Genomic DNA, 24,018 nt, shown 5'->3' with positions numbered 1-24,018 from the left:
ACTAGTGAGCTAAATGACAGGGGTAATCCATCTCTTCGACTTCTTTCCCACTCAGTCGAGCGTATTGCCCCGTCAGTCTCCAGAACGCAGGCTGTGTTTCCGTATAGATTTCTGCCGCTAATATCAGGCGGCGGCGATCTACCTCATTAAGTTCCAGAAGTGTCCACGGAATAAAGTAGCGATCGCTGTCCGTCAAAGTAAACCACAGTGGGCATCCGCAGCCGGAACAGAAGAACCGTTCACCACGATTTGAAGAAGGGAAGTGCGAAGGTTCTGCCGATTCTGGCGACATCAGCGGGTGAGCGCTGGCTTCCAGATACATGGCGATGCCGCCTGACCATTTCTGACACAGCGTACAGTGGCAGGCATAGACATCCAGCATTTCGACGTCAACGGTAAAATGACTCTGTCCGCAAAGACAACGACCAGTGAATGTCTGCACGGCATACTCCTTATGACCGAGTCTACATTAAGAGAAAAAGCCAGCCCTGGAAGGACTGGCTTTGTATTCAGACTACAACAAAATTAGAACTGGTAGTTCAGACCAACAGCTACGATGTTGTCAGTGCTGATCTGCGCAACATTTTTAGTGAAGTTAGTGTCATCCAGCAGGTTGATTTTGTAATCAACGAAGGTAGACATGTTTTTGTTGAAGTAGTAGGTAGCACCCAAGTCTACGTATTCAACCAGATCCTGGTCGCCGTATGCACCCAGATCTTTACCTTTGGATTTCAGGTAAGCGATGGACGGACGCAGGCCGAAGTCGAACTGGTACTGTGCAACAGCTTCAAAGTTCTGAGTTTTGTTAGCAATACCGTCGATTTTACCGAATGTGGTCATATTGCGGGTTTCGGAGTAGGTGGTCGCCAGGTAGATGTTGTTCGCATCATACTTCAGACCAGCAGCCCACACTTCCGCATTCTGACCTGAAGCGTAAAGACCGTTGGTGCCGTTGCGCACCTGACGATCGGTACGGTCAGATTTCGCATAGGTAGCACCAACGCCGAAACCTTCGTATTCATAGGTAGTAGACAGACCGAAGCCATCACCGTTCGCTTCAACTTCATCGGTACGATCGTTTTTGCCCTGGTACTGAGCGGCAAAGTTCAGACCTTCAACCAGACCGAAGAAGTCGGTGTTACGATAGGTTGCAACGCCGGTAGCACGCTGGGTCATGAATACGTCGGTCTGGGTCCAGGTATCACCACCGAACTCAGGCAGGACGTCGGTCCATGCGCCGATGTCGTAAGCTACGCCGTAGTTACGACCGTAGTCGAAAGAACCGTATTCAGCGAATTTCAGGCCAGCGAATGCCAGACGGGTTTTGTCTGCTTCGGAACCCTGGCTTTCGGAACGGTTGCCTTTGAATTCATATTCCCACTGACCAAAACCAACCAGTTGGTCGTTGATCTGAGTTTCGCCTTTGAAGCCCAGACGTGCGTAGGTTTTGTCGCCATCGCTGCTGGTGTCGTCAGAGAAGTAATGCTGAGCGTGAACTTTACCGTAGATATCCAGTTTGTTTGCGTCTTTGTTATATACCTCAGCTGCGTTTACCGCACCTGCCGCCAACAGGCTAGTCACTGCCACTGCAACTAATTTAAGTTTCATTCTAAATAATCCTTATAATTTTTTCTTGGTGTGTTTCCTAAACCATTGCTAAACGAAGGGGTTCGTCAATGGCAAACTATTTTTAAATGACGCAGTGGTATAAGTTCAATAATAAGTTTCATAATATTGCGAAATATTTGAGTTTGTGTGATCCAGATCTACATAATATAGCTGATTGTATTAATCTTTATATGTGACAAATCTGAATGGGTATATTTACGTAGGGGACTATTGTGCCGCCTATGGTTTAAATGACGTTAGTCACGCAGGTGTAATATATACATGTCGAGGATTATAGATAAGCATGAAATATTTTCTGGAGTTAATTAATTACCAATTATTAACATTTAATTAAACAAAAATAAACATAAGCCACAAGTGGAATGAACATTTATTATTCATTAATTTGATTACAGTGTAGCCGGGTTTTAGATTTGCGCGATAAAACCCGGATTTTTTTCAGGCGCGGCGTGTTGCCAACCAGCAAAGTAGCGAACCCGCACAAACCATCAATGCCCCCTGCCAGAAAGATAGCGACAACGGGGCGCTGAGTAACACAGCAGCCAGGGCGGAGGAGAGCACTGGAGTAAAATAGGAACCTACCGCCATGATGGTCACGTTGCCATGCAAAATGCCAATATTCCACGCCGCATAGGCAAATCCTAACGTTAATGCCGCTGAGAACATTTTAATAGTCACCGAAGTGCTGAAAATCATTTCTGGTTGCGGAGTCATAAAATAGTAAACCCACAAACTTGCGGCCGTCAGTAAAACGAATACCGTAATGCCGTTAAAGCCTTTTGCATATTTATTGGTCACCGTGCAATACGTTGCCCAGATAAATGCGCCCAAAAAGGCGAGGAAATAGCTCAGCGGACTGCTGGCAACGTTGTTTATAATTTCACCAGGATTAAGGCCGTTTTCACCACCCAATACCCAACAAACCCCGGTCAATGCGATAATTAATCCAGGGATTACCAGCCAGGTTGTTTTTTGACCATTAAATAAAATAGCAAACAATATCGTTAAACTCGGCCAGAGATAATTGACCATACCGACTTCAATAGCCTGGTGACGAGTAGCCGCATAACCGAGAGCCAGCGCTAAACATATTTCATAGGTAACAAAAAGCACGCTACCCGCGATTAAATAACGCACAGGAATCTTTCTTATATTCGGAAAGCCGACGGTAAAAATCAGCAACAGGCCACTTAACGAAAAAATCATTGCTGCGCCGCCCGCAGGACCCAGTCCTTCACTTACCCCACGCATGAGTCCGACCATCGTACTCCAGAGCACAATGGCAATGAGCCCAATTAACGTTGCTTTTTGTTTTGTCATTCTGATTGTCTGTCCATGGTACTGGCAAAAATTTAAGCTGAAATTTATAGCACCTTTACACCGTAGCGCGCTAATTAATTGCTTTTCACATACTCCCTTATGGGTACAAAGGTTAAACAAAGTGCACTATTTAGTAGCGGAACCGTTTCGTTATTGATTTGACGCAAAAAAAATATGGATATAGCTGATAGTTTCGTCGCGAAGTTGTACATGTCATCTTTCAATTATGCCGCGCTGGCGCGATTTGAGAGATGTCCTGTACGAATCCCTGCAAAAAAGAGGAAAGCAATGGACGTCAGCCGCAGACAATTTTTTAAAATCTGCGCGGGCGGTATGGCGGGAACAACAGTAGCCGCTTTGGGTTTTGCACCCAAAATGGCACTGGCTCAGGCGCGAAACTATAAGCTGTTACGCGCCAAAGAGATCCGAAACACCTGCACATACTGTTCCGTAGGTTGCGGGCTATTAATGTATAGCCTGGGAGATGGAGCAAAAAACGCCAAAGAGTCGATTTACCATATTGAAGGGGATCCGGATCATCCGGTGAGCCGCGGGGCATTATGTCCTAAGGGCGCAGGATTACTGGATTACGTGCACAGTGAAAACCGTCTGCGTTACCCGGAATATCGCGCTCCTGGTTCCGACAAATGGCAGCGTATCAGCTGGGATGAAGCATTCACCCGTATCGCGAAGCTGATGAAAACTGACCGTGACGCCAACTTTATTGAGAAGAATGAGCAGGGCGTAACGGTAAACCGCTGGCTTTCAACCGGGATGTTGTGTGCATCTGCGGCAAGTAATGAAACCGGCATGCTGACGCAAAAATTTGTGCGCTCACTCGGCATGCTGGCAGTAGACAACCAGGCGCGCGTCTGACACGGACCAACGGTAGCAAGTCTTGCTCCAACATTTGGTCGCGGTGCGATGACCAACCACTGGGTTGATATCAAAAACGCTAACGTCGTGATGGTGATGGGCGGTAACGCCGCTGAAGCACATCCAGTGGGATTCCGCTGGGCGATGGAAGCCAAAAACAACAATGATGCCACGCTGATTGTTGTTGACCCTCGTTTTACACGTACAGCATCGGTGGCGGATATCTATGCGCCAATTCGTTCCGGCACGGACATTACGTTCCTGTCCGGCGTCTTGCTGTACCTGATTGAAAATAACAAAATTAACGCTGAATACGTTAAGCATTACACCAACGCCAGCCTGCTGGTGCGGGATGACTATGCTTTTGAAGACGGTCTGTTCAGCGGGTATGACGCGAAAAAACGCCAATACGATAAATCGTCCTGGAACTACCAGTTCGATGAAAACGGCTACGCGAAACGCGATGAAACGTTAAGCCATCCTCGCTGTGTCTGGAACCTGTTAAAACAGCACGTTTCCCGCTACACGCCGGATGTGGTGGAAAACATTTGTGGTACGCCGAAAGAAGACTTCCTGAAAGTCTGCGAAGTGCTGGCTTCCACCAGCGCAGCCGATCGCACCACTACGTTCCTGTATGCGCTGGGCTGGACACAGCATACCGTCGGGGCACAGAACATCCGAACCATGGCGATGATCCAGTTGCTGCTCGGCAACATGGGGATGGCAGGTGGCGGGGTTAACGCCTTACGTGGTCACTCCAACATTCAGGGATTAACCGACTTAGGTCTGCTCTCTACCAGTCTGCCAGGTTACCTGACGCTGCCGTCAGAGAAACAGGCGGATCTGCAAACCTATCTGGCTGCTAATACGCCAAAAGCGACATTGGCCGATCAGGTTAACTACTGGGGCAACTATCCGAAGTTCTTCGTCAGCCTGATGAAATCTTTCTACGGCAATGCAGCGCAGAAAGAGAACGACTGGGGCTTTGAGTGGCTGCCGAAGTGGGATCAGTCCTACGACGTCATCAAATACTTCAACATGATGGATAGCGGAAAAGTCACCGGCTACATCTGTCAGGGCTTTAACCCGGTTGCGTCCTTCCCGGACAAAAACAAAGTGGTGCAGTGCCTGAGCAAACTGAAGTATCTGGTGGTTATCGATCCGCTGGTGACCGAAACCTCAACGTTCTGGCAGAACCACGGTGAATCAAACGACGTCGATCCGGCATCGATTCAGACCGAAGTCTTCCGTTTGCCATCGACCTGCTTTGCGGAAGAGGACGGCTCCATTGCCAACTCCGGCCGCTGGCTACAGTGGCACTGGAAAGGTCAGGACGCACCGGGTGAAGCCCGCAACGACGGCGAAATTCTGGCCGGTATTTACCATCGTCTGCGCGACATGTATCGCACTGAAGGCGGTAAAGCTGTAGAGCCCGTTCTGAAAATGAGCTGGAACTATAAGCAGCCGGACGAACCGCATTCCGAGGAAGTGGCAAAAGAGAACAACGGCTATGCGCTGGAAGATCTCTATGATGCCAACGGCGTGCTGGTTGCGAAAAAAGGTCAGTTGCTCAACAGCTTTGCGTTGCTGCGCGATGATGGTTCTACGTCATCGTCCTGCTGGATTTATACCGGTAGCTGGACCGAACAGGGCAACCAGATGGCCAATCGCGATAACGCCGACCCGTCAGGTCTCGGTAATACGCTGGGCTGGGCCTGGGCATGGCCGCTGAACCGTCGCGTACTGTATAACCGCGCTTCGGCGGATCCGCAGGGTAAACCGTGGGATCCAAAACGCATGCTTATCCAGTGGAACGGTACGAAGTGGACGGGGAACGATATCCCGGACTTCAACACCGCGGCACCGGGCAGTGGCACCAATCCGTTTATCATGCAGCCGGAAGGGCTGGGGCGTCTGTTTGCTATCGATAAGATGGCGGAAGGTCCGTTCCCGGAACACTACGAGCCGATGGAAACGCCGCTGGGTACTAACCCGCTGCACCCGAATGTGATCTCCAACCCGGCAGCTCGTCTGTACGAAGCGGATAAACTCCGTATGGGCACGAAACAGGACTTCCCGTACGTCGGGACGACCTATCGTCTGACCGAACATTTCCATACCTGGACCAAGCACGCATTACTGAATGCGATTGCCCAGCCAGAGCAGTTTGTGGAAATCAGCGAAACGCTAGCGGCAGCGAAAGGGATCAACAACGGCGATCACGTGAAAGTCAGCAGCAAACGTGGATTTATTCGCGCAGTTGCCGTGGTCACTCGTCGTCTGCGTACCCTGAACGTCAACGGTCAGCAGGTTGAAACGGTTGGGATCCCAATCCACTGGGGCTTTGAAGGAGTCGCGCGTAAAGGCTTTATCGCCAACACCCTGACGCCGAATGTCGGTGATGCAAACTCGCAAACGCCGGAATACAAAGCGTTTTTAGTTAACATCGAGAAGGCGTAAGGGAGGCGAACATATGTCTATGGAAACGCAGGACATCATCAAACGGTCCGCAACAAACTCCATCACGCCGCCGCCTCAGGCCCGTGATTACAAAGCAGAAGTCGCGAAGCTGATCGACGTTTCCACCTGTATAGGTTGTAAGGCCTGTCAGGTGGCATGCTCAGAGTGGAACGATATCCGCGATGAAGTTGGCCACTGCGTCGGGGTGTATGACAACCCCGCCGATCTCAGCGCCAAGTCCTGGACGGTGATGCGGTTTACCGAAACCGAACAGAACGGCAAGCTGGAGTGGTTGATTCGTAAAGACGGCTGTATGCACTGTGAAGATCCGGGCTGCCTGAAGGCGTGCCCGTCTGCCGGGGCCATCATCCAGTACGCCAACGGGATTGTCGATTTCCAGTCAGAGCACTGCATCGGCTGCGGCTACTGTATTGCCGGGTGTCCATTTAATATTCCGCGCCTCAATAAAGAGGATAACCGCGTGTATAAATGTACGCTGTGTGTGGACCGAGTCAGCGTCGGGCAGGAACCTGCCTGCGTGAAAACGTGTCCGACCGGGGCAATACATTTCGGCACCAAGCAGGAAATGCTGGAAATGGGCGAACAGCGTGTGGCAAAACTGAAAGCACGCGGTTTTGAACATGCCGGTCTTTACAACCCGGAAGGTGTGGGCGGCACGCACGTCATGTACGTTCTGCATCATGCCAACCAGCCTGAACTGTATCACGGTCTGCCAAAAGACCCGCAGATAGATACCTCTATCAATCTGTGGAAAGGGGCGCTGAAGCCGCTGGCCGCTGCCGGATTTATCGCCACCTTCGCCGGACTGATTTACCACTACATTGGTATTGGTCCGAATAAGGAAGTGGACGACGACGAGGAGGATCATCATGAGTAAGTCGAAAATGATTGTGCGCACGAAATTTATCGACCGCGCCTGTCACTGGACGGTGGTGATCTGCTTCTTCCTGGTAGCGCTGTCGGGGATTTCATTTTTCTTCCCGACTCTGCAATGGCTGACGCAAACCTTCGGTACGCCGCAGATGGGACGCATTTTGCACCCGTTCTTCGGCATACTGATCTTCGTGGCGCTGATGTTCATGTTTGTACGCTTTGTGCACCACAACATCCCGGATAAGAAAGATATTCCGTGGCTGAAAAACATTGTGGAAGTACTGAAAGGCAATGAACACAAAGTGGCGGATGTGGGCAAATACAACGCCGGGCAGAAAATGATGTTCTGGTCGATTATGAGCATGATTTTCGTGCTGCTGATTACCGGTATCATTATCTGGCGTCCGTACTTTGCGCAGTTCTTCCCGATGCAGGTCGTGCGCTATAGCCTGCTGATCCATGCGGCGGCGGGGATTATCCTGATGCACGCCATCCTCATCCATATGTATATGGCATTCTGGGTGAAAGGATCGATTAAAGGTATGGTCGAAGGGAAAGTGAGCCGTCGCTGGGCGAAGAAACATCACCCACGTTGGTATCGCGAAGTTGAAAGACAAGAAGCGAAAAAAGAGAGCGAGGAAGGGGTTAACTAATCCCTGATGTTCCCTCTACGCAATGGCGCTACATCGGTAGCGCCATTTTTTTGCCAAAAAAACGTCATGTTTCTGTCATCTACTGAACGTAAGGTGTTGTCTTTCCGATAATAGAAGAGTTAAAAGACAATGCATCTGGTGAAAAAATTACTCGCTGTCAGCGTGTTTCTTTGTGCTTCAGCTCAGGCGCAGAACATCCTCGAATTTCCTCAGCCGGAGAATAACCCGGAAGAGTTTTATGCCGTAACCGAAATTCCGGCAGGTGGAATGATTAAATATGAAACCGACGCCAAAACCGGTTTTATCGTTGCCGATCGCTTCCAGTCAATGCCGGTTGCCTATCCCGCCAACTACGGTTCACTCACCCAGTCTTTAGCCGGTGACGGCGACCCGCTGGATGTCATTTTTTATACCCGTGCGCCGCTTGCTCCGGGAACGTTGATTAAGCTGCGCGCTATTGGCGTACTGAAGATGATCGACGGCGGTGAAAAGGACGACAAAATTGTCGCTGTTCCGGCCAGTAAAATTGACCCCACTTATGACGACATCAAAGAGTTAAGCGATCTGCCCAAGATTGAAGTTCAACGTCTGGAATCTTTCTTCCGCGTGTACAAAGATCTGCCGGAAGGGCGCAAGAAGGTCGAATTAAACGGTTTCAATGATGCCGCTACGGCAAAGCAAGAGATCAAACAGGCCTGGGATGCCTGGAAAGAGAAAAAACCGCAGCAATAACGCATTGCCGGATGGCGCTTGCGCTTATCCGGCCTACGTTTTTGTAGGCCCGGTAAGCGTCACGCCACCGGGCGTTGCTATCAGAGTTTCGCCGTTATCTCCTCTATCTCCTTGCGCCATTGCGCCTGTAACAACGGTTTTTGATGTTTCGGTTTGCGGGCGAGATCGTCGGCCAGACGCTGCTCAAGATCGAGAAGTTGTTCCAGTAATCTATCGCTGTCACCGCTTATTTCAGTTTTCTCTACGACCGCCGTTTTGGGAACGGTTATCTCCGCAGACGTTTCCCGAATACGCGCATTGACCGCCTCCAGATCGTGCCATTCACTGAGTTCGCCATTGTCGATTAACCAGAACCGATTACAGCTTTGGCTGATAAGCTGCCGGTCGTGACTGACCAGCAACACGCCGCCGTTATAGCTTTGTAGCGTTTCTGCCAGCGCCTCTTTGCCTTCCATATCCAGATGGTTGGTCGGTTCATCGAGCATCAGCAGACTGTAGCGTGCAAGCGTCAGCCCCACAAACAGTAGCCGGGAGCGCTCACCGCCGCTTAATGTACTGACCCGCTGCGCATGACGAACCCACGGAAATCCCGCGCTAATCAGCGCCATCTTGCGAATCTCTGGCTGCGGGGCAAACGCTTCCAGCGCGTCAAACAATGAATCGTTATCGGCAAGCTGATGCAGCGTCTGGTCGTAATAACCCAGCGTAACGCGCGGGTGTAACACCAGTGAAGTTGATGCTATCTGTGCCTGGAACTGTTGCCAGATAAGCCTTAACAGCGATGATTTCCCGCAACCGTTACGCCCGACAATCGCCACGCGATCGCCGCTTTTTAACCGGATACCGGCAATGGAAAACAGTGTATCTGCACCAGGAGCAGGGGCTACAGACAGATTGGTCATCTCCAGCAAACGATCTGCACGCAGGGCATCACCCTGCAATGTTAGTGTCCACTGACTTCCTGACGTCACTTCTGTTTGTACCTCTTTCAGGCGCTGTGCCTGTTTTTCCATCTGCTTGGCCTTGCGGGAGAGATCTTCGTTGTCGTAGACCCGCCCCCAGGTTGCCAGCCGTTTGGCGCTGGCAGTCACCCGGTCTATTTCTTTTTGCTCAGCCTTGTGGCGCAGAGCATCGCTGACATCTCTTTCTGCCAGAGCCTTACGCGCTGCACTACAGGGTAGATCAAACGCATGGAGGGTGCGATCGCGCAAGATCCAGGTTCCGTGAGTCACCGCATCCAGCAGTTGCGGGTCGTGGGAGACCACCACAAAACTGCCAGACCAGTTCTGTAAGAACTGCTCAAGCCACAGTAATGTAGGCAAATCCAGGTGGTTACCCGGCTCATCCAGCAGCAGCAGGTCTGGATTACGCATCAGTGCCCGCGCTAATAGCAAGCGCGTGTGCTGGCCACCGCTCAACGTTTGCGCTGTAAGAGATAAATTCTCTGGCGTAAAACCCATTTCGGCAAGCAGTGCTTCAACTCGCCACTGCTGAGCTGCGCGTTCATGCTCGGGAAATTGAGCGAGAACGGCTTCCTGCAGCGTAAGAGGCAGTATATCGTCAGGTAGATGTTGTTCTACACGCGCGAGATGGCAGTGATTCGCCTGCGCGATTGCCCCACTGGTGGGCGAGATCGTGCCATCGAGCAGTTTTAACAGCGTGCTTTTGCCGCAGCCGTTGTAACCGATAAGCCCGATGCGGTCGCCTTTTTTCAGGGTAAAGGAAAGATCGTCGAATAGCGTGCCGAATGCCGTATCAACGTGTAAGGATTGTGCGGTTAGTAATGTGCTCATTGTTGCTTACTCAAGAGTTACAGGCGTAAAAACGCCTCGTCAAACATCGCTGACGATAACCCGGTAAGCCCGAGAGAAGGGGATTTAGAAGTTAGCTTCGCTCAAGCAGAAGTTATCGCAGCACGATACCGATAACGCTTGAGCACTGGCGATCGCCAAAAGCATGTGAAACGATAAAACGTTCACAGTACAGCATAAGTATCCTCCTTTTGTTTTTCAGAATGTTAATCGGTGGTGAAAGTGTAATCGTAAGTTGCGCAAAAGCGCAAGTGTTGAACGCCCGGCAGCAGTTTGCCGCCGGGCAAAGCGTCAGATAGAAGTACGACGGTAGTCGCGATATTCCGCCTGCCAGAAATTATCGTCAATAGCCTGTTGCAGCGCTTCGGCGGAGGTTTTCACCGCCACACCTTGTTGCTGAGCCATTTTACCGACGGCAAAGGCAATGGCGCGAGAAACGGTCTGAATATCTTTCAGCTCTGGTAACACCAGTCCTTCGCCGTTGAGCACCAGCGGTGAATACTGCGCCAGCGTTTCACTCGCCGACATCAGCATTTCATCGGTGATGCGTTTGGCGCCAGAAGCAATCACACCCAGACCAATACCCGGGAAGATATAGGCGTTGTTACACTGGGCGATTGGGTAAATTTTCTCTTTCCACAGTACCGGTGCGAACGGGCTACCGGTCGCAACCAGCGCGTTACCTTCGGTCCAGGCGATAATATCCTGTGGCGTAGCTTCAACACGGGAAGTGGGGTTAGACAACGGCATGACGATCGGACGCGGACAATGCTTGTGCATTTCGCGGATGATCTCTTCGGTAAACAGGCCGGTTTGTCCGGAAACGCCGATCAGGATGTCAGGTTTAACGTTGCGGACCACGTCGAGCAACGACAGCACATCTTCTTGTGTATCCCAGTGCTGGAGATTTTCGCGTTTTTGCACCAGTTTGGTCTGGAAGGAGAGCAGGTTCGGCATTTTGTCTGTTAACAGGCCGAAGCGATCGACCATGAATACGCGTTGACGCGCCGCTTCTTCGCTTAAACCTTCACGCTGGATCTGCGCAATGATCTGCTCGGCAATCCCGCAACCGGCGGAACCCGCACCGAGGAAGACGATGTTCTGTTCGCTCAACTGGCTACCGGCCGCGCGGCTAGCCGCAATCAGCGTACCGACGGTAACCGCCGCGGTGCCCTGAATATCGTCGTTAAACGAGCAAATTTCATCACGATAACGGGTCAGCAGCGGCATGGCGTTTTTCTGGGCGAAATCTTCAAACTGCAACAGCACGTCCGGCCAGCGATGCTTCACGGCCTGGATGAATTCATCAACGAATTCGTAGTATTCATCATCAGTGATACGCGGATTGCGCCAGCCCATATACAGCGGATCGTTCAGCAGTTGCTGGTTGTTGGTCCCCACGTCCAGTACCACCGGAAGAGTATAGGCCGGGCTAATTCCGCCACATGCGGTATACAGCGACAGTTTACCGATTGGAATGCCCATCCCGCCGATCCCCTGATCGCCAAGACCTAAAATACGTTCGCCATCGGTGACAACGATGACCTTGATGTTGTGGTTAGGGACGTTTTGCAGGATATCGTCCATATTGTGGCGGTTCTGATAAGAGATAAACACGCCGCGCGCACGACGATAAATCTCAGAGAAACGCTCACAGGCCGCGCCGACCGTTGGGGTATAGATAACTGGCATCATCTCATCCAGGTGATTATGCACCAGTCGGTAAAACAGGGTTTCGTTGGTGTCCTGGATGTTGCGCAGGTAAATATGTTTGTCGATTTCGGTTTTGAATCCCTGATATTGGATCCAGGCGCGTTCAGCCTGTTCCTCAATCGTCTCGACCACTTCCGGCAGTAACCCCAGCAGGTTGAAGTTACGGCGTTCTTCCACACTGAAGGCGCTCCCTTTATTCAGTAAAGGGAATTCCAGCAGTACCGGGCCAGCGTAGGGGATGTAAAGGGAACGCAGTTTTTTGGTTTCGTTTTCCATGTCACTCACTCTTTTTTGAATAACCGTCCCTGGCGCTCTTTATGATCGTATGTAGCCTGTCCGCCAGGGAAACGGGCGAAGTATAAAGCATTGTGAATGGGTTAAGGGGTTTTATAAGCAAAAACACCACTGCGGTTGCAATGGTGTTTATCTCGTTACTCAGTCAGACGTGCGAAAGGCTACTTGCCGTCAGTGCGGCGCTTTCTTCCAGTAGGATTATTGACCACGTTGGTTTTGTCACCTTCGGTCACGATTTTACGTTGATTTGAGATTTTGTGGTCCAGTCCGAGAATATGACGGGCCTGACGGTTCGATTTCATTCTAACTCCTTAATCCTGTTACTGGTTTCAAGGGCGAGCCCGTATGAGAACGGACGAAATACAACCTGATATAAAGCCGATGTTCAACATAACGGCTTTCTGGATGGTCGGTCATTTTATCTGAAAGGTCAATGCTTAAGCGGCAAATGAGAACTATCCCGTATGTAACATGCTTTTTCCCGGGCGTCCTATACTAGTAACTCCGACGACAACACAGGAGAACGGTAATGACTATCCATAAGAAAGGTCAGGCACACTGGGAAGGCGACATTAAGCGCGGCAAAGGCACTGTGTCGACCGAAAGTGGCGTGTTGAATCAGCAACCGTATGGGTTTAATACACGGTTTGAAGGTGAGAAAGGCACCAATCCTGAAGAGTTGATTGGCGCGGCCCATGCAGCCTGCTTCTCGATGGCGCTTTCGCTGATGCTGGGCGAAGCGGGGTTTACGCCAGATGCCATTGATACCACTGCCGATGTTTCTCTGGATAAAGTAGATGCCGGGTTTGCTATCACTAAAATCGCGTTGCATAGCCAGGTGAGCGTGCCGGGGATAGACGCCGCCACGTTTGACGGCATCATCCAGAAAGCAAAAGCCGGATGCCCGGTATCGCAGGTACTGAACGCGGAAATTACGCTGGATTATCAGCTGAAGTCTTAATCGTGGCGTGCCGGATGCGACTGCGTCTTATCCGGCCTACGACTGTGCCGGATGTAAGTCAGTCTTATCCGGCACCTGATGATGTTATTGCGCTACCCAACCGCCATCCATATTCCACGCCACACCACGCACCTGCGCCGCACCGTCTGAACACAGAAATAGTGCCAGCTCACCTAACTGTTCCGGCGTGACGAATTCGCGCGACGGCTGCTTTTCCGACAGCAGGGCGTCACGCGCAGCCTCAGGCTCTGCGCCTTCGGCAATACGCTTATCGATCTGTTGCTGAACCAGCGGCGTGAGCACCCAGCCGGGACACAGCGCATTGCAGGTTACCCCCGTCTGCGCGGTTTCCAGCGCAATGGTCTTGGTGAATCCCACCACACCGTGCTTCGCCGCTACGTAGGCAGATTTCTCTTTTGAAGCCACCAGGCCGTGAACAGAAGCGATATTAATGATGCGCCCCCAGTTTCGCGCGCGCATACCAGGAAGCGCCAGACGCGTGGTGTGAAAAACGGAAGAGAGATTAATAGCGATAATCGCGTTCCATTTATCAACCGGGAAGGTTTCCACCGGGGATACATGCTGGATCCCCGCATTGTTGACCAGAATATCAACACCGCCGAATTCGCTCTCGGCATAGCGCATCATGTCGGCAATTTGCGCTTCATCGCTCAGATCCGCGCCATGATAACCTGGCGTTTTGCCATATTGCGCAACAGCGTCTTTGGCGGCATCCACATCACCAAACCCGTTGAGGATCAGGGTAGCGCCCGCTTGCGCCAGCACCTGTGCGATACCTAATCCGATACCGCTGGTCGAGCCGGTAACCAGAGCGGTTTTTCCCGTTAAGTTCATGATGATTCTCCTTAAACAATTCCGGTAGTGTAGAAGACGCCGATGACAAACAGTACGGCCAGACTTTTAATGACGGTAATAGCGAAAATTCCGCCATACGCCTGACGATGGCTGAGACCGGTGATAGCCAATAAGGTAATGACCGCGCCGTTATGCGGCAGGGTGTCCATACCGCCGCTGGCCATAGACGCCACGCGGTGGAAGACTTCAAGTGGGATATTGGCAGCGTGAGCGGCTGCAATGAAGGTATCAGACATGGCGGCAAGGGCAATACTCATCCCGCCAGACGCCGAACCGGTGATCCCGGCGAGCGTAGTGATACTGATAGCTTCATTGAGCAGCGGGTCAGGAATAGCCGCCAGTGCTTTTGACAGTACAAGGAAACCTGGCAGGGCGGCGATCACTGCGCCAAAACCGTACTCTGACGCGGTATTCATCGCCGCAAGGATCGCACCGCCAACCGCCGTTCTGCTGCCTTCCGCCAGGCGACCTTTAATGTTGCGGTAGCCGAAGAGCACCACCAGCAAGATCCCAGAAATCAGCGCCGCTTCCACTGCCCAGATAGCGGTGATTTTACCGACTTCGGTGGTAATCGGCTTGGCAAGGCCCGGAAGTTCAAGTTGATGCGTGGCGCCATACCATTGTGGGATCCAGCGGGTAAACAGCAGGTTAAATACCCCAACCAGGATCAGCGGAGAGATCGCGATGATCGGGTTCGGCAGATTAATGTTATCCGGCGTTTCCGGCTCGTTTAACAGTTCAGTGCCATAACCCTCATTCTTAGCCTGTGCTTTACGACGCTGACGTTCGAGATAAACCAGACCAACAACGATGATAAATACGGAACCTATCAAACCCAGCCACGGCGCGGCCCAGGCGTTGGTACCGAAGAAACTGGTCGGAATAATGTTCTGGATCTGCGGTGTGCCTGGCAGGGCATCCATGGTGAAGGAGAAGGCACCCAGCGCAACGGTTGCCGGGATCAGGCGTTTAGGAATATTGCTCTGACGGAACAGTTCAGCCGCGAACGGATACACCGCAAAGGCCACCACAAACAGCGATACGCCGCCGTAGGTCAACAGCGCACATACCAGCACAATCACCGGGATGGCATGACGACGACCAAGGATGTTGATAGCGGCGGCAACAATAGAACGTGAAAATCCAGATAACTCGATTAACTTGCCAAACACTGCCCCCAGCAGGAACACCGGGAAGTACAGCTTCACAAAACCGACCATTTTTTCCATAAACAGGCCGGTGAAGGCAGGGCCGACGGCGCTGGGTTCGGTAAGCAATACAGCACCTAATGCCGCGATGGGGGCAAACAGAATGACGCTGTATCCGCGATAGGCTGCCAGCATCAGCAGGCCCAGCGCTGCCAGGGCGATTAATACACTCATCATGACTCCTTATTATTATATTGGGGTACAGAAAGAGACGTTATGGTTTCAGGGCAAAACGCAGCTGATGCTCTCTGCGTTGCTGGATGTACTCCTTGCGCGAATCATCCCAGCGATAAAATCCCTGACCGCTGCGTAAACCGGTATCACCGTTGGCAACCTTGTCAGCGACCAGCGACATCATGTCGCTGCCGGTTGCCAGTTCCGGAAGCAGATGCCGACAAATGTCCTGCACCGTAGAGAGTCCGGTCATATCTGCCGCCTCCAGCGGACCAACCATCGCATAGCGGCGACCGAGCGAAGCGCGCATCACCTGATCAACCACTTCTGCGCTGGCGATGCCGCTTTTAACGATATGTAGCGCTTCACGCAGCAGGGCAAACTGCAGTCGATTGCCGACAAACCCTGGGGCGGCGCGGTCGAGCACCACGGCCTCAAGTTGCATCGCGATCAGTTGTTGCTGTAATTCATAGAGATATTCCGGCTTCGTTGCGGTACCAGGCACAATTTCGACCAGCGGAATAAAATGTGGCGGATGCCAGAAATGGGCGATCAGTAACCGCTCGGGATGGGCGAGTTTTTCTGCCAGTGCATCCGGCGGCAGGCCGCTGGTGTTACTGGCAATAACGGCTTCAGGCGCGATCAGATCTTCCAGTTGCGCATACAGTGCGTGCTTGAGTTCAAGACGCTCGGGGATCGCTTCAATCAGTAACCGGCATGCGGCAATATCCTGTAGCGAGGTGGTGCCATGCAGACGGCTCACAACCTGTGTTTTATCGTCTGCAGCAAACTGTTCGGTGGCTATCAGCTCATCCAGAATTCCGCTGGCAACTACGCTAATTTCTGCAATTCGGCTGCTATCGGTATCGTATAACCAGACATCGTGACCATAACGGGCGAAGTGGGTAGCAATGCCGACGCCCATTAAACCCGCCCCCAGGACGCAGATAGGTTTACTATGCATGAGATACCTCCTGTGAACGCTCTACTGCCAGCGCCACACCTTGACCTCCGCCCACGCACAACGTAGCCAGCCCTTTTGCGGCGTTGCTGCGAGCCATTTCGTGCAGCAGTGTTACCAGAATCCGGCAACCTGATGCGCCAATCGGGTGCCCTAGAGCAATTGCGCCGCCGTTCACGTTCACCCGGTTGCTGTCCCAGTTCAGGGATTCGCCAACCGCCAGCGCTTGTGCGGCAAATGCTTCGTTGGCTTCGATAAGATCCACGTCATTCAGCGTCCAGCCAGCACGTTTCAGGCACTGGAGTGATGCTTCTACCGGCCCAATCCCCATAATGGCGGGATCGACGCCAGAAACCGCGTAGCCTGCCACCCGGGCAAGCACCGGCAAATTGAGTTCTGCGGCTTTGGCGGCGCTCATCAACATCACCGCGGCGGCACCATCATTGATGGATGAGGCATTTCCGGCGGTCACCGTACCGTTACCTGGACGAAATGCTGGTTTAAGTTGCGCCAGCTTGTCGGCCTGAGTATCCGGGCGAGGCTGTTCGTCACGATCCACCACACGTGGCGGTTTTTTGCCCTGCGGGACGCTAACCGGCGTGATTTCCGCGCTAAAACGACCCGCTTCAATGGCGGCGGCGGCTTTTTGCTGGGAGCGCAGGGCAAAAGCATCCTGCTGCTCACGGCTGATAACAAACTTATCCGCCAGATTTTCGGCGGTAATTCCCATGTGATAGTCGTTGAACGCATCCCACAGACCGTCATGCACCACGCTGTCTTTCATGCTGGCATGGCCCAACCGCAGACCGGCCCGCGCCCCGTCGAGAAAATAGGGAGCATTACTCATGCTCTCCTGGCCTCCGGCAATCACGATTTGCGCATCGCCACAGCGAATCGCCTGTACCGCCTGATGCACCGCCTTCAGACCCGAACCACACACCAGATTAATGGTTAGCGCGGGCGTGGTGACTGGCAGACCTGCGCGTAACGCCGTTTGTCTGGCCGGATTCTGACCGCAGCCCGCAGTCAGAACCTGACCTAAAATCACCTCATCAATTTGCTCGGGTTCCACAGCCGTTTTTTCCAGCAGCGAACGGATCACCACTGAACCAAGCTCAACCGCGGAAAGTGGTGCCAGCGCGCCATGAAAACTGCCAATCGGGGTGCGCGTTGCCGCGACAATGACAACATCCTGCATGGTCAGCTCCTCAGCTAAATTGCATTTCTGGGACATTTTCGGGAACGATGAGCTTACCGGCGGTTCTGGCGACAATCTCATCCACGCTGATGCCCGGTGCACGTTCACGCAGAATGAATGCACCGTTGGCAATTTCCAGCAGAGCCAGGTCGGTAAGCACGCGTTTGATGCAGGCCACGCCGGTCAGCGGCAGGGTGCAGGCGGGAAGCAGTTTCGACTCACCGCTTTTGGAAGCATGGGTCATTACCACGATGATATTGTCGGCTCCGGCAACCAGGTCCATCGCGCCGCCCATGCCTTTCACCATTTTTCCGGGGATCATCCAAGAGGCGATATTGCCGTTAACATCGACTTCAAACGCACCGAGCACCGTCAGATCAACGTGGCCGCCGCGGATCATGGCGAAGGATTGCGCCGAGTCGAAAATCGCCGCGCCTTTGCGCGCCGTCACGGTCTGTTTCCCGGCGTTGATCATGTCGGCATCAATTTCGTCTTCTGTGGGAAACGGGCCCATCCCCAGCAAACCGTTCTCTGATTGCAGCATCACGTCCATGCCATCAGGGATGTAGTTCGCCACCAGCGTGGGAATGCCGATCCCAAGGTTGACGTAATAACCGTCGCGCAGCTCGCGGGCGACGCGCATCGCCATTTGTTCACGCGTTAACATGGTCAGGCTCCTTTCTGGCGCAGGGTGCGTTGTTCAATACGTTTTTCAAACTGCCCCTGAATAATGCGGTTAACAAAAATTCCGGGAGTGTGAATCGCAGCAGGGTCCAGTTCTCCGGGAGGGACAATCTCTTCAACTTCCACGACGGTAATGCGCCCGGCGGCGGCCATCAGCGGATTAAAGTTCTGTGCGGTGTGGCGATAAATGACGTTGCCGTACCAGTCGGCTTTCCAGCCTTTAACCAATGCAAAATCGCCGGTTATCGCCTGCTCAAGAATGTAAGGGCGTCCGGCAAACTCGCGAACCTCTTTACCTTCCGCCACGGGAGTTCCATATCCGGTCGCGGTAAAAAATGCAGGGATCCCCGCGCCGCCCGCGCGCAACTGCTCTGCCAGCGTACCCTGCGGCGTCAGGATGGCTTCCAGTTCGCCGCTAAGCACCTGTTTCTCAAACAGGGCGTTTTCCCCTACATAGGACGCGACCACTTTGCGCACCTGACGCGTTTCCAGCAGCACGCCAAGACCAAAGCCATCCACACCACAGTTGTTAGACACAACGGTAAGTCCCTGAACCTCCCGACGGCGGACTTCGGTAATCAGGTTTTCAGGGATCCCACATAAACCAAAACCGCCCGCCAGCAGCGTCATGTTGTCGGTCAGTCCTTCCAGCGCCTCTTGATAAGTGGCAACACGTTTATCCAGTCCAGCCATACACTTGCCTCCCAAGTTGTCCTTGCCGACATCATTGGGGGTGAAAAATGATTTGTTAATTTTAAATTTGTGACTCACTCATTGGGTTTTTTTATCAATTTAATGTTAATTAAAGGTATTCAACAAGTTAAAGGAATGCGAAATGGGAATGAGCATCAAACAGTTACGCGCGTTTTTAGCGGTAGCTCACACTCTGAATTTTGCTCATGCCAGCGAAAGACTGAATATGTCGCAACCTGCGTTAAGCCTGGCGATTAAATGGCTGGAGGATTCGCTGGGCGGGGCGTTACTGTTAAGAACTACCCGCAAAGTGACCCTGACGCAGGAGGGAGAAACGCTGCTGAATATGGGGCGACAGCTGCTGGCGGACTGGGAGAATACGGAAGAAGCCATGCACCAACGCTTTACGCTGCAGCGCGGTAAAATCTCGATCGCCGCCATGCCCTCATTTGCCGCTAACGTCCTGCCATCGGTACTGAAAACATTTCGTGATTCTTATTCCGGTATCAACGTAACGGTTCATGATGTGATCAATGAACACGTGATTGAAATGGTCAGTGAAGGGCGGGTCGAGATGGGCATAGCCTTCGAGCCGGACTATTCGGGACATCTGCATTTCACGCCGCTCGGTGTGGATCGTTTTATCGCGATTGTGCCGCCAACCTGTCGACTGGCAGACAGGGATCGTATTGCGTGGCGCGAACTGCTGACACTGGATTTTATCACCCTGCAACGCCCGTCCGCCGTGCGGCTGATGCTGGAAGAACAACTGGTGCAAAGCGGACATACTCTGGAAGTAGCGCTGGAGAGCCATCAGCTGGTGACCGTTGGCCGCCTGGTGGCTAACGGTCTGGGCGGTAGCGCCGTACCTGCACTATGCCGCACGCAAATGACAGAGTTAGGGGCAACCTGTATCGATCTGGATACGCCGGTGATCCAGCGTCGGATCGGGGTTTTGCGTTCGGCGCATCATAAATTATCTACCGCTTCCGAGGTGCTGGTGGATTCACTGAAAAAGGCGTATCGCACCTGACTTTTCTCAACGGCTCTGGTCATGTAACCGCCCGCCAGCAGCGAACGTCACAGCCGGTATCGCTCTTCAGCAATGCCTGTTTTTTCTCACAACCGTGGGTTGCCAATGGACATCTGTCACGGAAAAAGCAGCCCTGGGGCAACGTTCGGTTTCCCGGTAGCTCAGTCTTACGTAACACCAAATCTTCCGCCAGCGGTGCGCCCGTTTTAGGGACCGAGTCCAGCAATAATCGTGTGTACGGATGGGCGGGGTGAGTGAGAACCTGTTGGGCATCGCCCAGCTCAACAATTTGCCCGAGATACATCACCGCCACACGGTCACTCATATGGCGGACCACCGACACGTTATGCGATATCAATACGTAGGTCAGGTTTCTACGCGCCTGTAGCGACACCAGCAGGTTGAGAATTTGCGCCTGCACGGAGATATCCAGTGCTGAAGTTGGCTCATCAAGGACGATAACATCCGGCTCTGACGATAGCGCCCGGGCAATAGCAATACGTTGGCGCTGTCCACCGGAAAACGCGTGCGGCAAGCGGTCGAGATATTCAGGACGAATCCCCACCTGCCGTGCCAAATCCTCGGCAAGCATGCGTCGTTCACGCTCCGGGCTCCGTTTTTGGATCCACACCGGTTCGGTAATTATCCGCCACACCGGTAAGCGCGGATCCAGCGATGAAAGAGGGTCCTGAAAGACCATTTGCATACCGTTATGCTGTTTTTCACCACGGCGAGAATAGCTTCCCTGGCTGGGTTTCAACATGCCCATCAGCAGTTGCGCCAGCGTACTTTTTCCACAGCCGGATTCGCCAACAATCCCCAGCGTTTCACCCTGGTGAATCTGTAAATCCAGACCGTTGAGCGCATGCACCCGTTCCGTAACCTTGCCAAGCCAGTTTTTACGCGCAGGAAAGTTGACATGAACATCCTGCAGCGTCAGTAAAAAATCAGACATGTGTTGTCTCCAGTTGCGGATACCAGCAGGCAGATTGTTGATCCGCGCCTCCCTGACTACTTAACGCAGGCATCTCTTCACAACGAGGACCAGCGGCAAAGCAGCGTTCGCGAAACGCGCATCCGGCAGGTAAGCAGGTTAGGTTCGGCACGGTGCCGGGAATGGCGGGCAGCAATGCGCGCGGTTCGCCGTGTTCCGGTGCACATTTCAGCAAGCCAATGGAATAGGGGTGCGTCGGACGTCGAATAACGGTTTGCGTCGGGCCACTCTCAATCACGCTCCCGGCATACATGACATACAACCGGTCGCATAACTGTGAAACCACCGCCATATCATGGCTGATAAATAACACCGCTGTTCCGCTGGCGCGCGCTTTTAACTTCAGCAAACGCAGCACCTGCAGTTGCACCGTGACGTCCAGAGCAGTGGTCGGTTCATCGGCAATGATAAGCTCCGGCTCGCACGAAAAGGCCAGCGCAATCATCACGCGTTGGCGCATACCGCCGGAAAGCTCAAACGGAAATCGTTTCATGACCTCCGGCGCGTCCGGGATTTGCATCTCTTCGAGTAGAGCAACGGCTTTCTGGCGGGCATCCGTTCGGCTTAACGCCTGATGATGGCGGATCACCTCCACCATTTGCTGGCCGATACGGCGGGTCGGATTCAGTGCCGTCATGGGCTCCTGAAAGATCATCGCAACGCGTGCGCCGCGCCATTGGCGCATTTGTTTCTCACTGGCGTTGAGCACATCTTCACCCAGCAGCGAAACGCGTCCCTGGTGAATACGATAGCTTCCCTCTGGTAGCAGACGCATGGTGAGCATGGCGGTCACGGACTTACCGGAACCAGATTCACCCACCACACCAACAATTTCTCCGCGGTTGATGTGCAGTGATACATGGTTCAGCGCATGCACGTCAGCTTTATAGCCGGGGAAACTCAGATGCAAATCTTCGATTTCCAGTACGGGTTGTGTCATGACTGTTTTCCTCCGGCTTTCGGATCAAGCAGATCGCGAATACCATCGCCAAAGAGATTAAAGCCCACGGCGGTAATCAGAATGGCGGCGCCGGGAAAAGCACAATACCACCACTGATCAAGCACGTAATTGCGGCCAATTGCGACCATCGCACCCCATTCAGCGCTGGGCTGCTGCGCGCCCAGACCGATAAACCCGAGCGTGGCGGCCATCAGGATCGCACTGCCGATATCCAGTGATGCCTGCACAATGAGCGGCGGCAGAGAATTGCGTAAAATGTGCCAGCTAATCAGATGCCAGCGTGAAGCGCCGTAGGTCCGGGCAGCCTGTACATAAGTAAACTGGCGCACCACTAACGTCTGGCCACGGGCGAGGCGTACATAGAAAGGGATACGGACGATTGCAATCGCCAGCATGGCGTTAAACAGGCTGGGGCCCAGCGCGGCGGCCAACGCCATCGTCAGCACCAGCGAAGGGATGGACAGCATAATGTCCATCATCCGCATAATTATCGCGTCGGCACGCCCGCCCATGACACCCGATAAGCAACCCAGCAGTGAGCCCAATCCCCCGGCGATACCCACTACCACCAGACCCGCAACGACAGATTGCTGACTTCCTACCAGGACGCGGCTGAACAGATCGCGACCGACTTCATCGGTTCCAAACCAGTGAGCGGCTGACGGGGGCAGCAGGCGCGCACTCAAATTGATGGCATTCGGATCGTGGGGTGTTATCCACGGCGACAGCACCATCAGCAGCAGTATCAATACGATAATGACCCCGCCAACCAGCGTCAGCGGGCTACTTTTCATCATCCAGAACAGTTTGGCCCAGTCCGTGCGGCGGCGTGCAGTCTGAGGGGCGGTCGGTGTTTCTTGAGTGAGCATCATTCAGCACCTCCACGTCCAATTCGAGGGTCTACCCACAGATAGAGTAAATCCACCACCAGGTTGACCAGCACATAGGCAAACGAGACCACCACCGCAAATCCCATTACCGCCGGGAAGTCGAGTGCCTGAATTGAGGTCACCACCCAGGCGCCCATGCCAGGCCAGGCAAAGACCGTTTCGGTCAATACCGCACCGTAGAGCAGATCGCCTAGCGCCAGGCCGAGGACGGTGATTGATGGGATAAGTGCGTTAGGCAATGCATAGCACAGCACGATGTACCAGCCCGGGAGCCCGCTGGCGCGGGCGGTACGTATGTAATCTTCACTCAGTTGCTCCAGCATGGCGGAACGAATCTGACGGGCAACGATCCCAAGATGTACAAAAGCCAATGTCAGTGATGGCAAAATCAGGTGCTGAAGCGCATTGAAAAAGACTTCGCCGTTGCCTTCCAGCAGAGCATCAATCAGGTAGAAACCGGTGACGTGAGCAGGTGGATCCAGCCAGTCGTCTAAACGCCCACCGCCTGGTAAAATTTGCAGATGACCGTAAAACAGCACGATAACCCCCAGCCCCAGCCAGAATGCAGGCGTGGAGATACCGGTAATTGCCATTAGCCGAACAAGGTGATCAAGCCAGCGGTTACGCCAGACCGCAGATAAAATACCCAGCGGGATACCTATCACCAGCGCCAGCAACAAAGAACAGAAAGCCAATTCAAGGGTCGCGGGGAAGAAAATGCGCAGCTCATCCAGTACCGGACGCCCGGTGCGAATGGAGGTGCCTAAATCGCCGTGAAAAATATCGCTGACATAGCGAAAAAACTGGACATACAGCGGTTGATTCAGCCCCAGCTGTTGGCGAATATTTTCGACAATTTCATCGCTGGCACGGTCACCCGCCAGCAGCCGCGCGGGGTCGCCAGGTATCAGGTGTGAAATAATAAAGGTGATTACGCAAACACCGATAACCACCAGAATAAGTCCCCAGCATCGCTGGCGTAAAATACTCCAGAACGTCATTA

At 53.0% G+C, this 24,018-nt stretch carries 22 protein-coding genes; 6 read left to right on the top strand and 16 right to left on the bottom strand.

The genetic code is table 11. From position 1 onward, the window contains the following. Position 1 precedes the first annotated feature (1 nt). From OGY72_RS05940 to yddG, 3 genes are all read right to left on the bottom strand, one after another. The gene (locus OGY72_RS05940) at positions 2-442 is read right to left on the bottom strand and encodes a GFA family protein (RefSeq protein WP_003833032.1); all 441 of its coding nucleotides are present in this window, start codon (positions 440-442) and stop codon (positions 2-4) included. Positions 443-525: 83 nt separating this feature from the next. Next, positions 526-1,608 (bottom strand): porin OmpD, encoded by a 1,083-nt coding sequence (gene ompD / locus OGY72_RS05935; RefSeq protein WP_008784801.1) that lies wholly within the window; start codon positions 1,606-1,608, stop codon positions 526-528. A gap of 459 nt (positions 1,609-2,067) precedes the next feature. Next, complete coding sequence (gene yddG, locus OGY72_RS05930) at positions 2,068-2,949, bottom strand: aromatic amino acid efflux DMT transporter YddG (RefSeq protein ID WP_063941986.1); 882 nt, start codon at positions 2,947-2,949, stop codon at positions 2,068-2,070. Positions 2,950-3,237: 288 nt separating this feature from the next. Between yddG and fdnG the strand changes: the two genes are divergently transcribed. The 4 genes from fdnG to OGY72_RS05910 all read left to right on the top strand — a co-directional run bounded on the left by fdnG (position 3,238) and on the right by OGY72_RS05910 (position 8,564). Beyond that, complete coding sequence (gene fdnG / locus OGY72_RS05925) at positions 3,238-6,285, top strand: formate dehydrogenase-N subunit alpha (protein ID WP_286547371.1); 3,048 nt, start codon at positions 3,238-3,240, stop codon at positions 6,283-6,285. 13 nt (positions 6,286-6,298) lie between these two features. Then, positions 6,299-7,183: a formate dehydrogenase N subunit beta gene (gene fdnH / locus OGY72_RS05920; protein WP_003833024.1), complete on the top strand. Its 885-nt coding sequence runs from the start codon at positions 6,299-6,301 to the stop codon at positions 7,181-7,183. Continuing rightward, a complete protein-coding gene (gene fdnI / locus OGY72_RS05915; protein WP_003020054.1) occupies positions 7,176-7,832 on the top strand; it encodes a formate dehydrogenase-N subunit gamma in 657 nt (218 codons plus the stop codon). The genes fdnH and fdnI overlap by 8 nt, the downstream gene beginning before the upstream one ends. A 129-nt stretch (positions 7,833-7,961) precedes the next feature. After that, positions 7,962-8,564, top strand: coding sequence for an inorganic diphosphatase (locus tag OGY72_RS05910; RefSeq protein WP_003833020.1), 603 nt, complete (start codon positions 7,962-7,964; stop codon positions 8,562-8,564). Positions 8,565-8,644: 80 nt separating this feature from the next. Here OGY72_RS05910 and OGY72_RS05905 read toward each other — a convergent pair whose 3' ends face one another. The 3 genes from OGY72_RS05905 to sra form a co-directional block, all read right to left on the bottom strand. After that, the gene (locus OGY72_RS05905) at positions 8,645-10,357 is read right to left on the bottom strand and encodes an ABC-F family ATP-binding cassette domain-containing protein (protein WP_149384249.1); all 1,713 of its coding nucleotides are present in this window, start codon (positions 10,355-10,357) and stop codon (positions 8,645-8,647) included. A gap of 309 nt (positions 10,358-10,666) precedes the next feature. Further along, positions 10,667-12,364, bottom strand: coding sequence for a malate dehydrogenase (maeA, locus tag OGY72_RS05900; RefSeq protein ID WP_181511104.1), 1,698 nt, complete (start codon positions 12,362-12,364; stop codon positions 10,667-10,669). 179 nt (positions 12,365-12,543) lie between these two features. Beyond that, the gene (gene sra, locus OGY72_RS05895) at positions 12,544-12,684 is read right to left on the bottom strand and encodes a stationary-phase-induced ribosome-associated protein (protein WP_003833009.1); all 141 of its coding nucleotides are present in this window, start codon (positions 12,682-12,684) and stop codon (positions 12,544-12,546) included. A 227-nt stretch (positions 12,685-12,911) separates the two neighbouring features. On the opposite strand from sra, the gene osmC reads away from it, so the two are divergent. After that, complete coding sequence (gene osmC, locus OGY72_RS05890) at positions 12,912-13,343, top strand: peroxiredoxin OsmC (RefSeq protein ID WP_286547363.1); 432 nt, start codon at positions 12,912-12,914, stop codon at positions 13,341-13,343. Positions 13,344-13,427: 84 nt separating this feature from the next. Here the strand turns inward: osmC and OGY72_RS05885 are convergent, their stop codons facing one another. From OGY72_RS05885 to OGY72_RS05860, 6 genes are read right to left on the bottom strand one after another with little or no spacing between them, the layout of a single operon-like run. Beyond that, positions 13,428-14,198, bottom strand: a complete 771-nt coding sequence (locus tag OGY72_RS05885) for a 3-hydroxybutyrate dehydrogenase (protein ID WP_003833005.1) — start codon at positions 14,196-14,198, stop codon at positions 13,428-13,430. 11 nt (positions 14,199-14,209) lie between these two features. After that, a complete protein-coding gene (locus tag OGY72_RS05880; RefSeq protein ID WP_196776256.1) occupies positions 14,210-15,604 on the bottom strand; it encodes a GntP family permease in 1,395 nt (464 codons plus the stop codon). 37 nt (positions 15,605-15,641) lie between these two features. Beyond that, positions 15,642-16,565: a 3-hydroxyacyl-CoA dehydrogenase family protein gene (locus OGY72_RS05875; RefSeq protein WP_286547358.1), complete on the bottom strand. Its 924-nt coding sequence runs from the start codon at positions 16,563-16,565 to the stop codon at positions 15,642-15,644. Beyond that, positions 16,558-17,760 carry an acetyl-CoA C-acetyltransferase gene (locus OGY72_RS05870; RefSeq protein ID WP_286547355.1) on the bottom strand — a complete coding sequence of 401 codons (1,203 nt, stop codon included), beginning with the start codon at positions 17,758-17,760 and terminating at the stop codon, positions 16,558-16,560. The genes OGY72_RS05875 and OGY72_RS05870 overlap by 8 nt, the downstream gene beginning before the upstream one ends. A gap of 10 nt (positions 17,761-17,770) precedes the next feature. Next, the gene (locus tag OGY72_RS05865) at positions 17,771-18,427 is read right to left on the bottom strand and encodes a CoA transferase subunit B (protein ID WP_193134010.1); all 657 of its coding nucleotides are present in this window, start codon (positions 18,425-18,427) and stop codon (positions 17,771-17,773) included. Between the two features lie 2 nt (positions 18,428-18,429). Beyond that, positions 18,430-19,137: a CoA transferase subunit A gene (locus tag OGY72_RS05860; RefSeq protein WP_003020020.1), complete on the bottom strand. Its 708-nt coding sequence runs from the start codon at positions 19,135-19,137 to the stop codon at positions 18,430-18,432. A 142-nt stretch (positions 19,138-19,279) separates the two neighbouring features. Between OGY72_RS05860 and OGY72_RS05855 the strand changes: the two genes are divergently transcribed. After that, positions 19,280-20,170, top strand: coding sequence for a LysR family transcriptional regulator (locus tag OGY72_RS05855; protein ID WP_286547351.1), 891 nt, complete (start codon positions 19,280-19,282; stop codon positions 20,168-20,170). A 19-nt stretch (positions 20,171-20,189) separates the two neighbouring features. Here OGY72_RS05855 and OGY72_RS05850 read toward each other — a convergent pair whose 3' ends face one another. The 4 genes from OGY72_RS05850 to OGY72_RS05835 are packed head-to-tail and all read right to left on the bottom strand — an operon-like array spanning position 20,190 to position 24,016. After that, the gene (locus OGY72_RS05850; protein ID WP_148361971.1) at positions 20,190-21,125 is read right to left on the bottom strand and encodes an ABC transporter ATP-binding protein; all 936 of its coding nucleotides are present in this window, start codon (positions 21,123-21,125) and stop codon (positions 20,190-20,192) included. Then, positions 21,118-22,104, bottom strand: a complete 987-nt coding sequence (locus OGY72_RS05845; protein ID WP_286547348.1) for an ABC transporter ATP-binding protein — start codon at positions 22,102-22,104, stop codon at positions 21,118-21,120. The genes OGY72_RS05850 and OGY72_RS05845 overlap by 8 nt, the downstream gene beginning before the upstream one ends. Continuing rightward, positions 22,101-22,997, bottom strand: a complete 897-nt coding sequence (gene ddpC, locus OGY72_RS05840; RefSeq protein ID WP_003832993.1) for a D,D-dipeptide ABC transporter permease — start codon at positions 22,995-22,997, stop codon at positions 22,101-22,103. Before ddpC ends, OGY72_RS05845 begins: the two co-directional genes overlap by 4 nt. Next, a complete protein-coding gene (locus OGY72_RS05835) occupies positions 22,994-24,016 on the bottom strand; it encodes an ABC transporter permease (RefSeq protein WP_003020008.1) in 1,023 nt (340 codons plus the stop codon). The genes ddpC and OGY72_RS05835 overlap by 4 nt, the downstream gene beginning before the upstream one ends. Between the last annotated feature and the right edge of the window lie 2 nt (positions 24,017-24,018).

The sequence above is a fragment of the Citrobacter sp. Cpo221 genome (assembly GCF_030332345.1).
Taxonomy (GTDB): domain Bacteria; phylum Pseudomonadota; class Gammaproteobacteria; order Enterobacterales; family Enterobacteriaceae; genus Citrobacter; species Citrobacter portucalensis.
This window is presented reverse-complemented; position numbering and strand designations above follow the sequence as displayed.

Coding starts and splice junctions, on each gene's coding strand:
- ompD (WP_008784801.1), bottom strand. CDS start 1,608: ATGAAACTTAAATTAGTTGCAGTGGCAGTGACTAGCCTGTTGGCGGCA.
- yddG (WP_063941986.1), bottom strand. CDS start 2,949: ATGACAAAACAAAAAGCAACGTTAATTGGGCTCATTGCCATTGTGCTC.
- fdnH (WP_003833024.1), top strand. CDS start 6,299: ATGTCTATGGAAACGCAGGACATCATCAAACGGTCCGCAACAAACTCC.
- fdnI (WP_003020054.1), top strand. CDS start 7,176: ATGAGTAAGTCGAAAATGATTGTGCGCACGAAATTTATCGACCGCGCC.
- OGY72_RS05910 (WP_003833020.1), top strand. CDS start 7,962: ATGCATCTGGTGAAAAAATTACTCGCTGTCAGCGTGTTTCTTTGTGCT.
- OGY72_RS05905 (WP_149384249.1), bottom strand. CDS start 10,357: ATGAGCACATTACTAACCGCACAATCCTTACACGTTGATACGGCATTC.
- maeA (WP_181511104.1), bottom strand. CDS start 12,364: ATGGAAAACGAAACCAAAAAACTGCGTTCCCTTTACATCCCCTACGCT.
- sra (WP_003833009.1), bottom strand. CDS start 12,684: ATGAAATCGAACCGTCAGGCCCGTCATATTCTCGGACTGGACCACAAA.
- osmC (WP_286547363.1), top strand. CDS start 12,912: ATGACTATCCATAAGAAAGGTCAGGCACACTGGGAAGGCGACATTAAG.
- OGY72_RS05885 (WP_003833005.1), bottom strand. CDS start 14,198: ATGAACTTAACGGGAAAAACCGCTCTGGTTACCGGCTCGACCAGCGGT.
- OGY72_RS05880 (WP_196776256.1), bottom strand. CDS start 15,604: ATGATGAGTGTATTAATCGCCCTGGCAGCGCTGGGCCTGCTGATGCTG.
- OGY72_RS05875 (WP_286547358.1), bottom strand. CDS start 16,565: ATGCATAGTAAACCTATCTGCGTCCTGGGGGCGGGTTTAATGGGCGTC.
- OGY72_RS05870 (WP_286547355.1), bottom strand. CDS start 17,760: ATGCAGGATGTTGTCATTGTCGCGGCAACGCGCACCCCGATTGGCAGT.
- OGY72_RS05865 (WP_193134010.1), bottom strand. CDS start 18,427: ATGTTAACGCGTGAACAAATGGCGATGCGCGTCGCCCGCGAGCTGCGC.
- OGY72_RS05860 (WP_003020020.1), bottom strand. CDS start 19,137: ATGGCTGGACTGGATAAACGTGTTGCCACTTATCAAGAGGCGCTGGAA.
- OGY72_RS05855 (WP_286547351.1), top strand. CDS start 19,280: ATGGGAATGAGCATCAAACAGTTACGCGCGTTTTTAGCGGTAGCTCAC.
- OGY72_RS05850 (WP_148361971.1), bottom strand. CDS start 21,125: ATGTCTGATTTTTTACTGACGCTGCAGGATGTTCATGTCAACTTTCCT.
- OGY72_RS05845 (WP_286547348.1), bottom strand. CDS start 22,104: ATGACACAACCCGTACTGGAAATCGAAGATTTGCATCTGAGTTTCCCC.
- ddpC (WP_003832993.1), bottom strand. CDS start 22,997: ATGATGCTCACTCAAGAAACACCGACCGCCCCTCAGACTGCACGCCGC.
- OGY72_RS05835 (WP_003020008.1), bottom strand. CDS start 24,016: ATGACGTTCTGGAGTATTTTACGCCAGCGATGCTGGGGACTTATTCTG.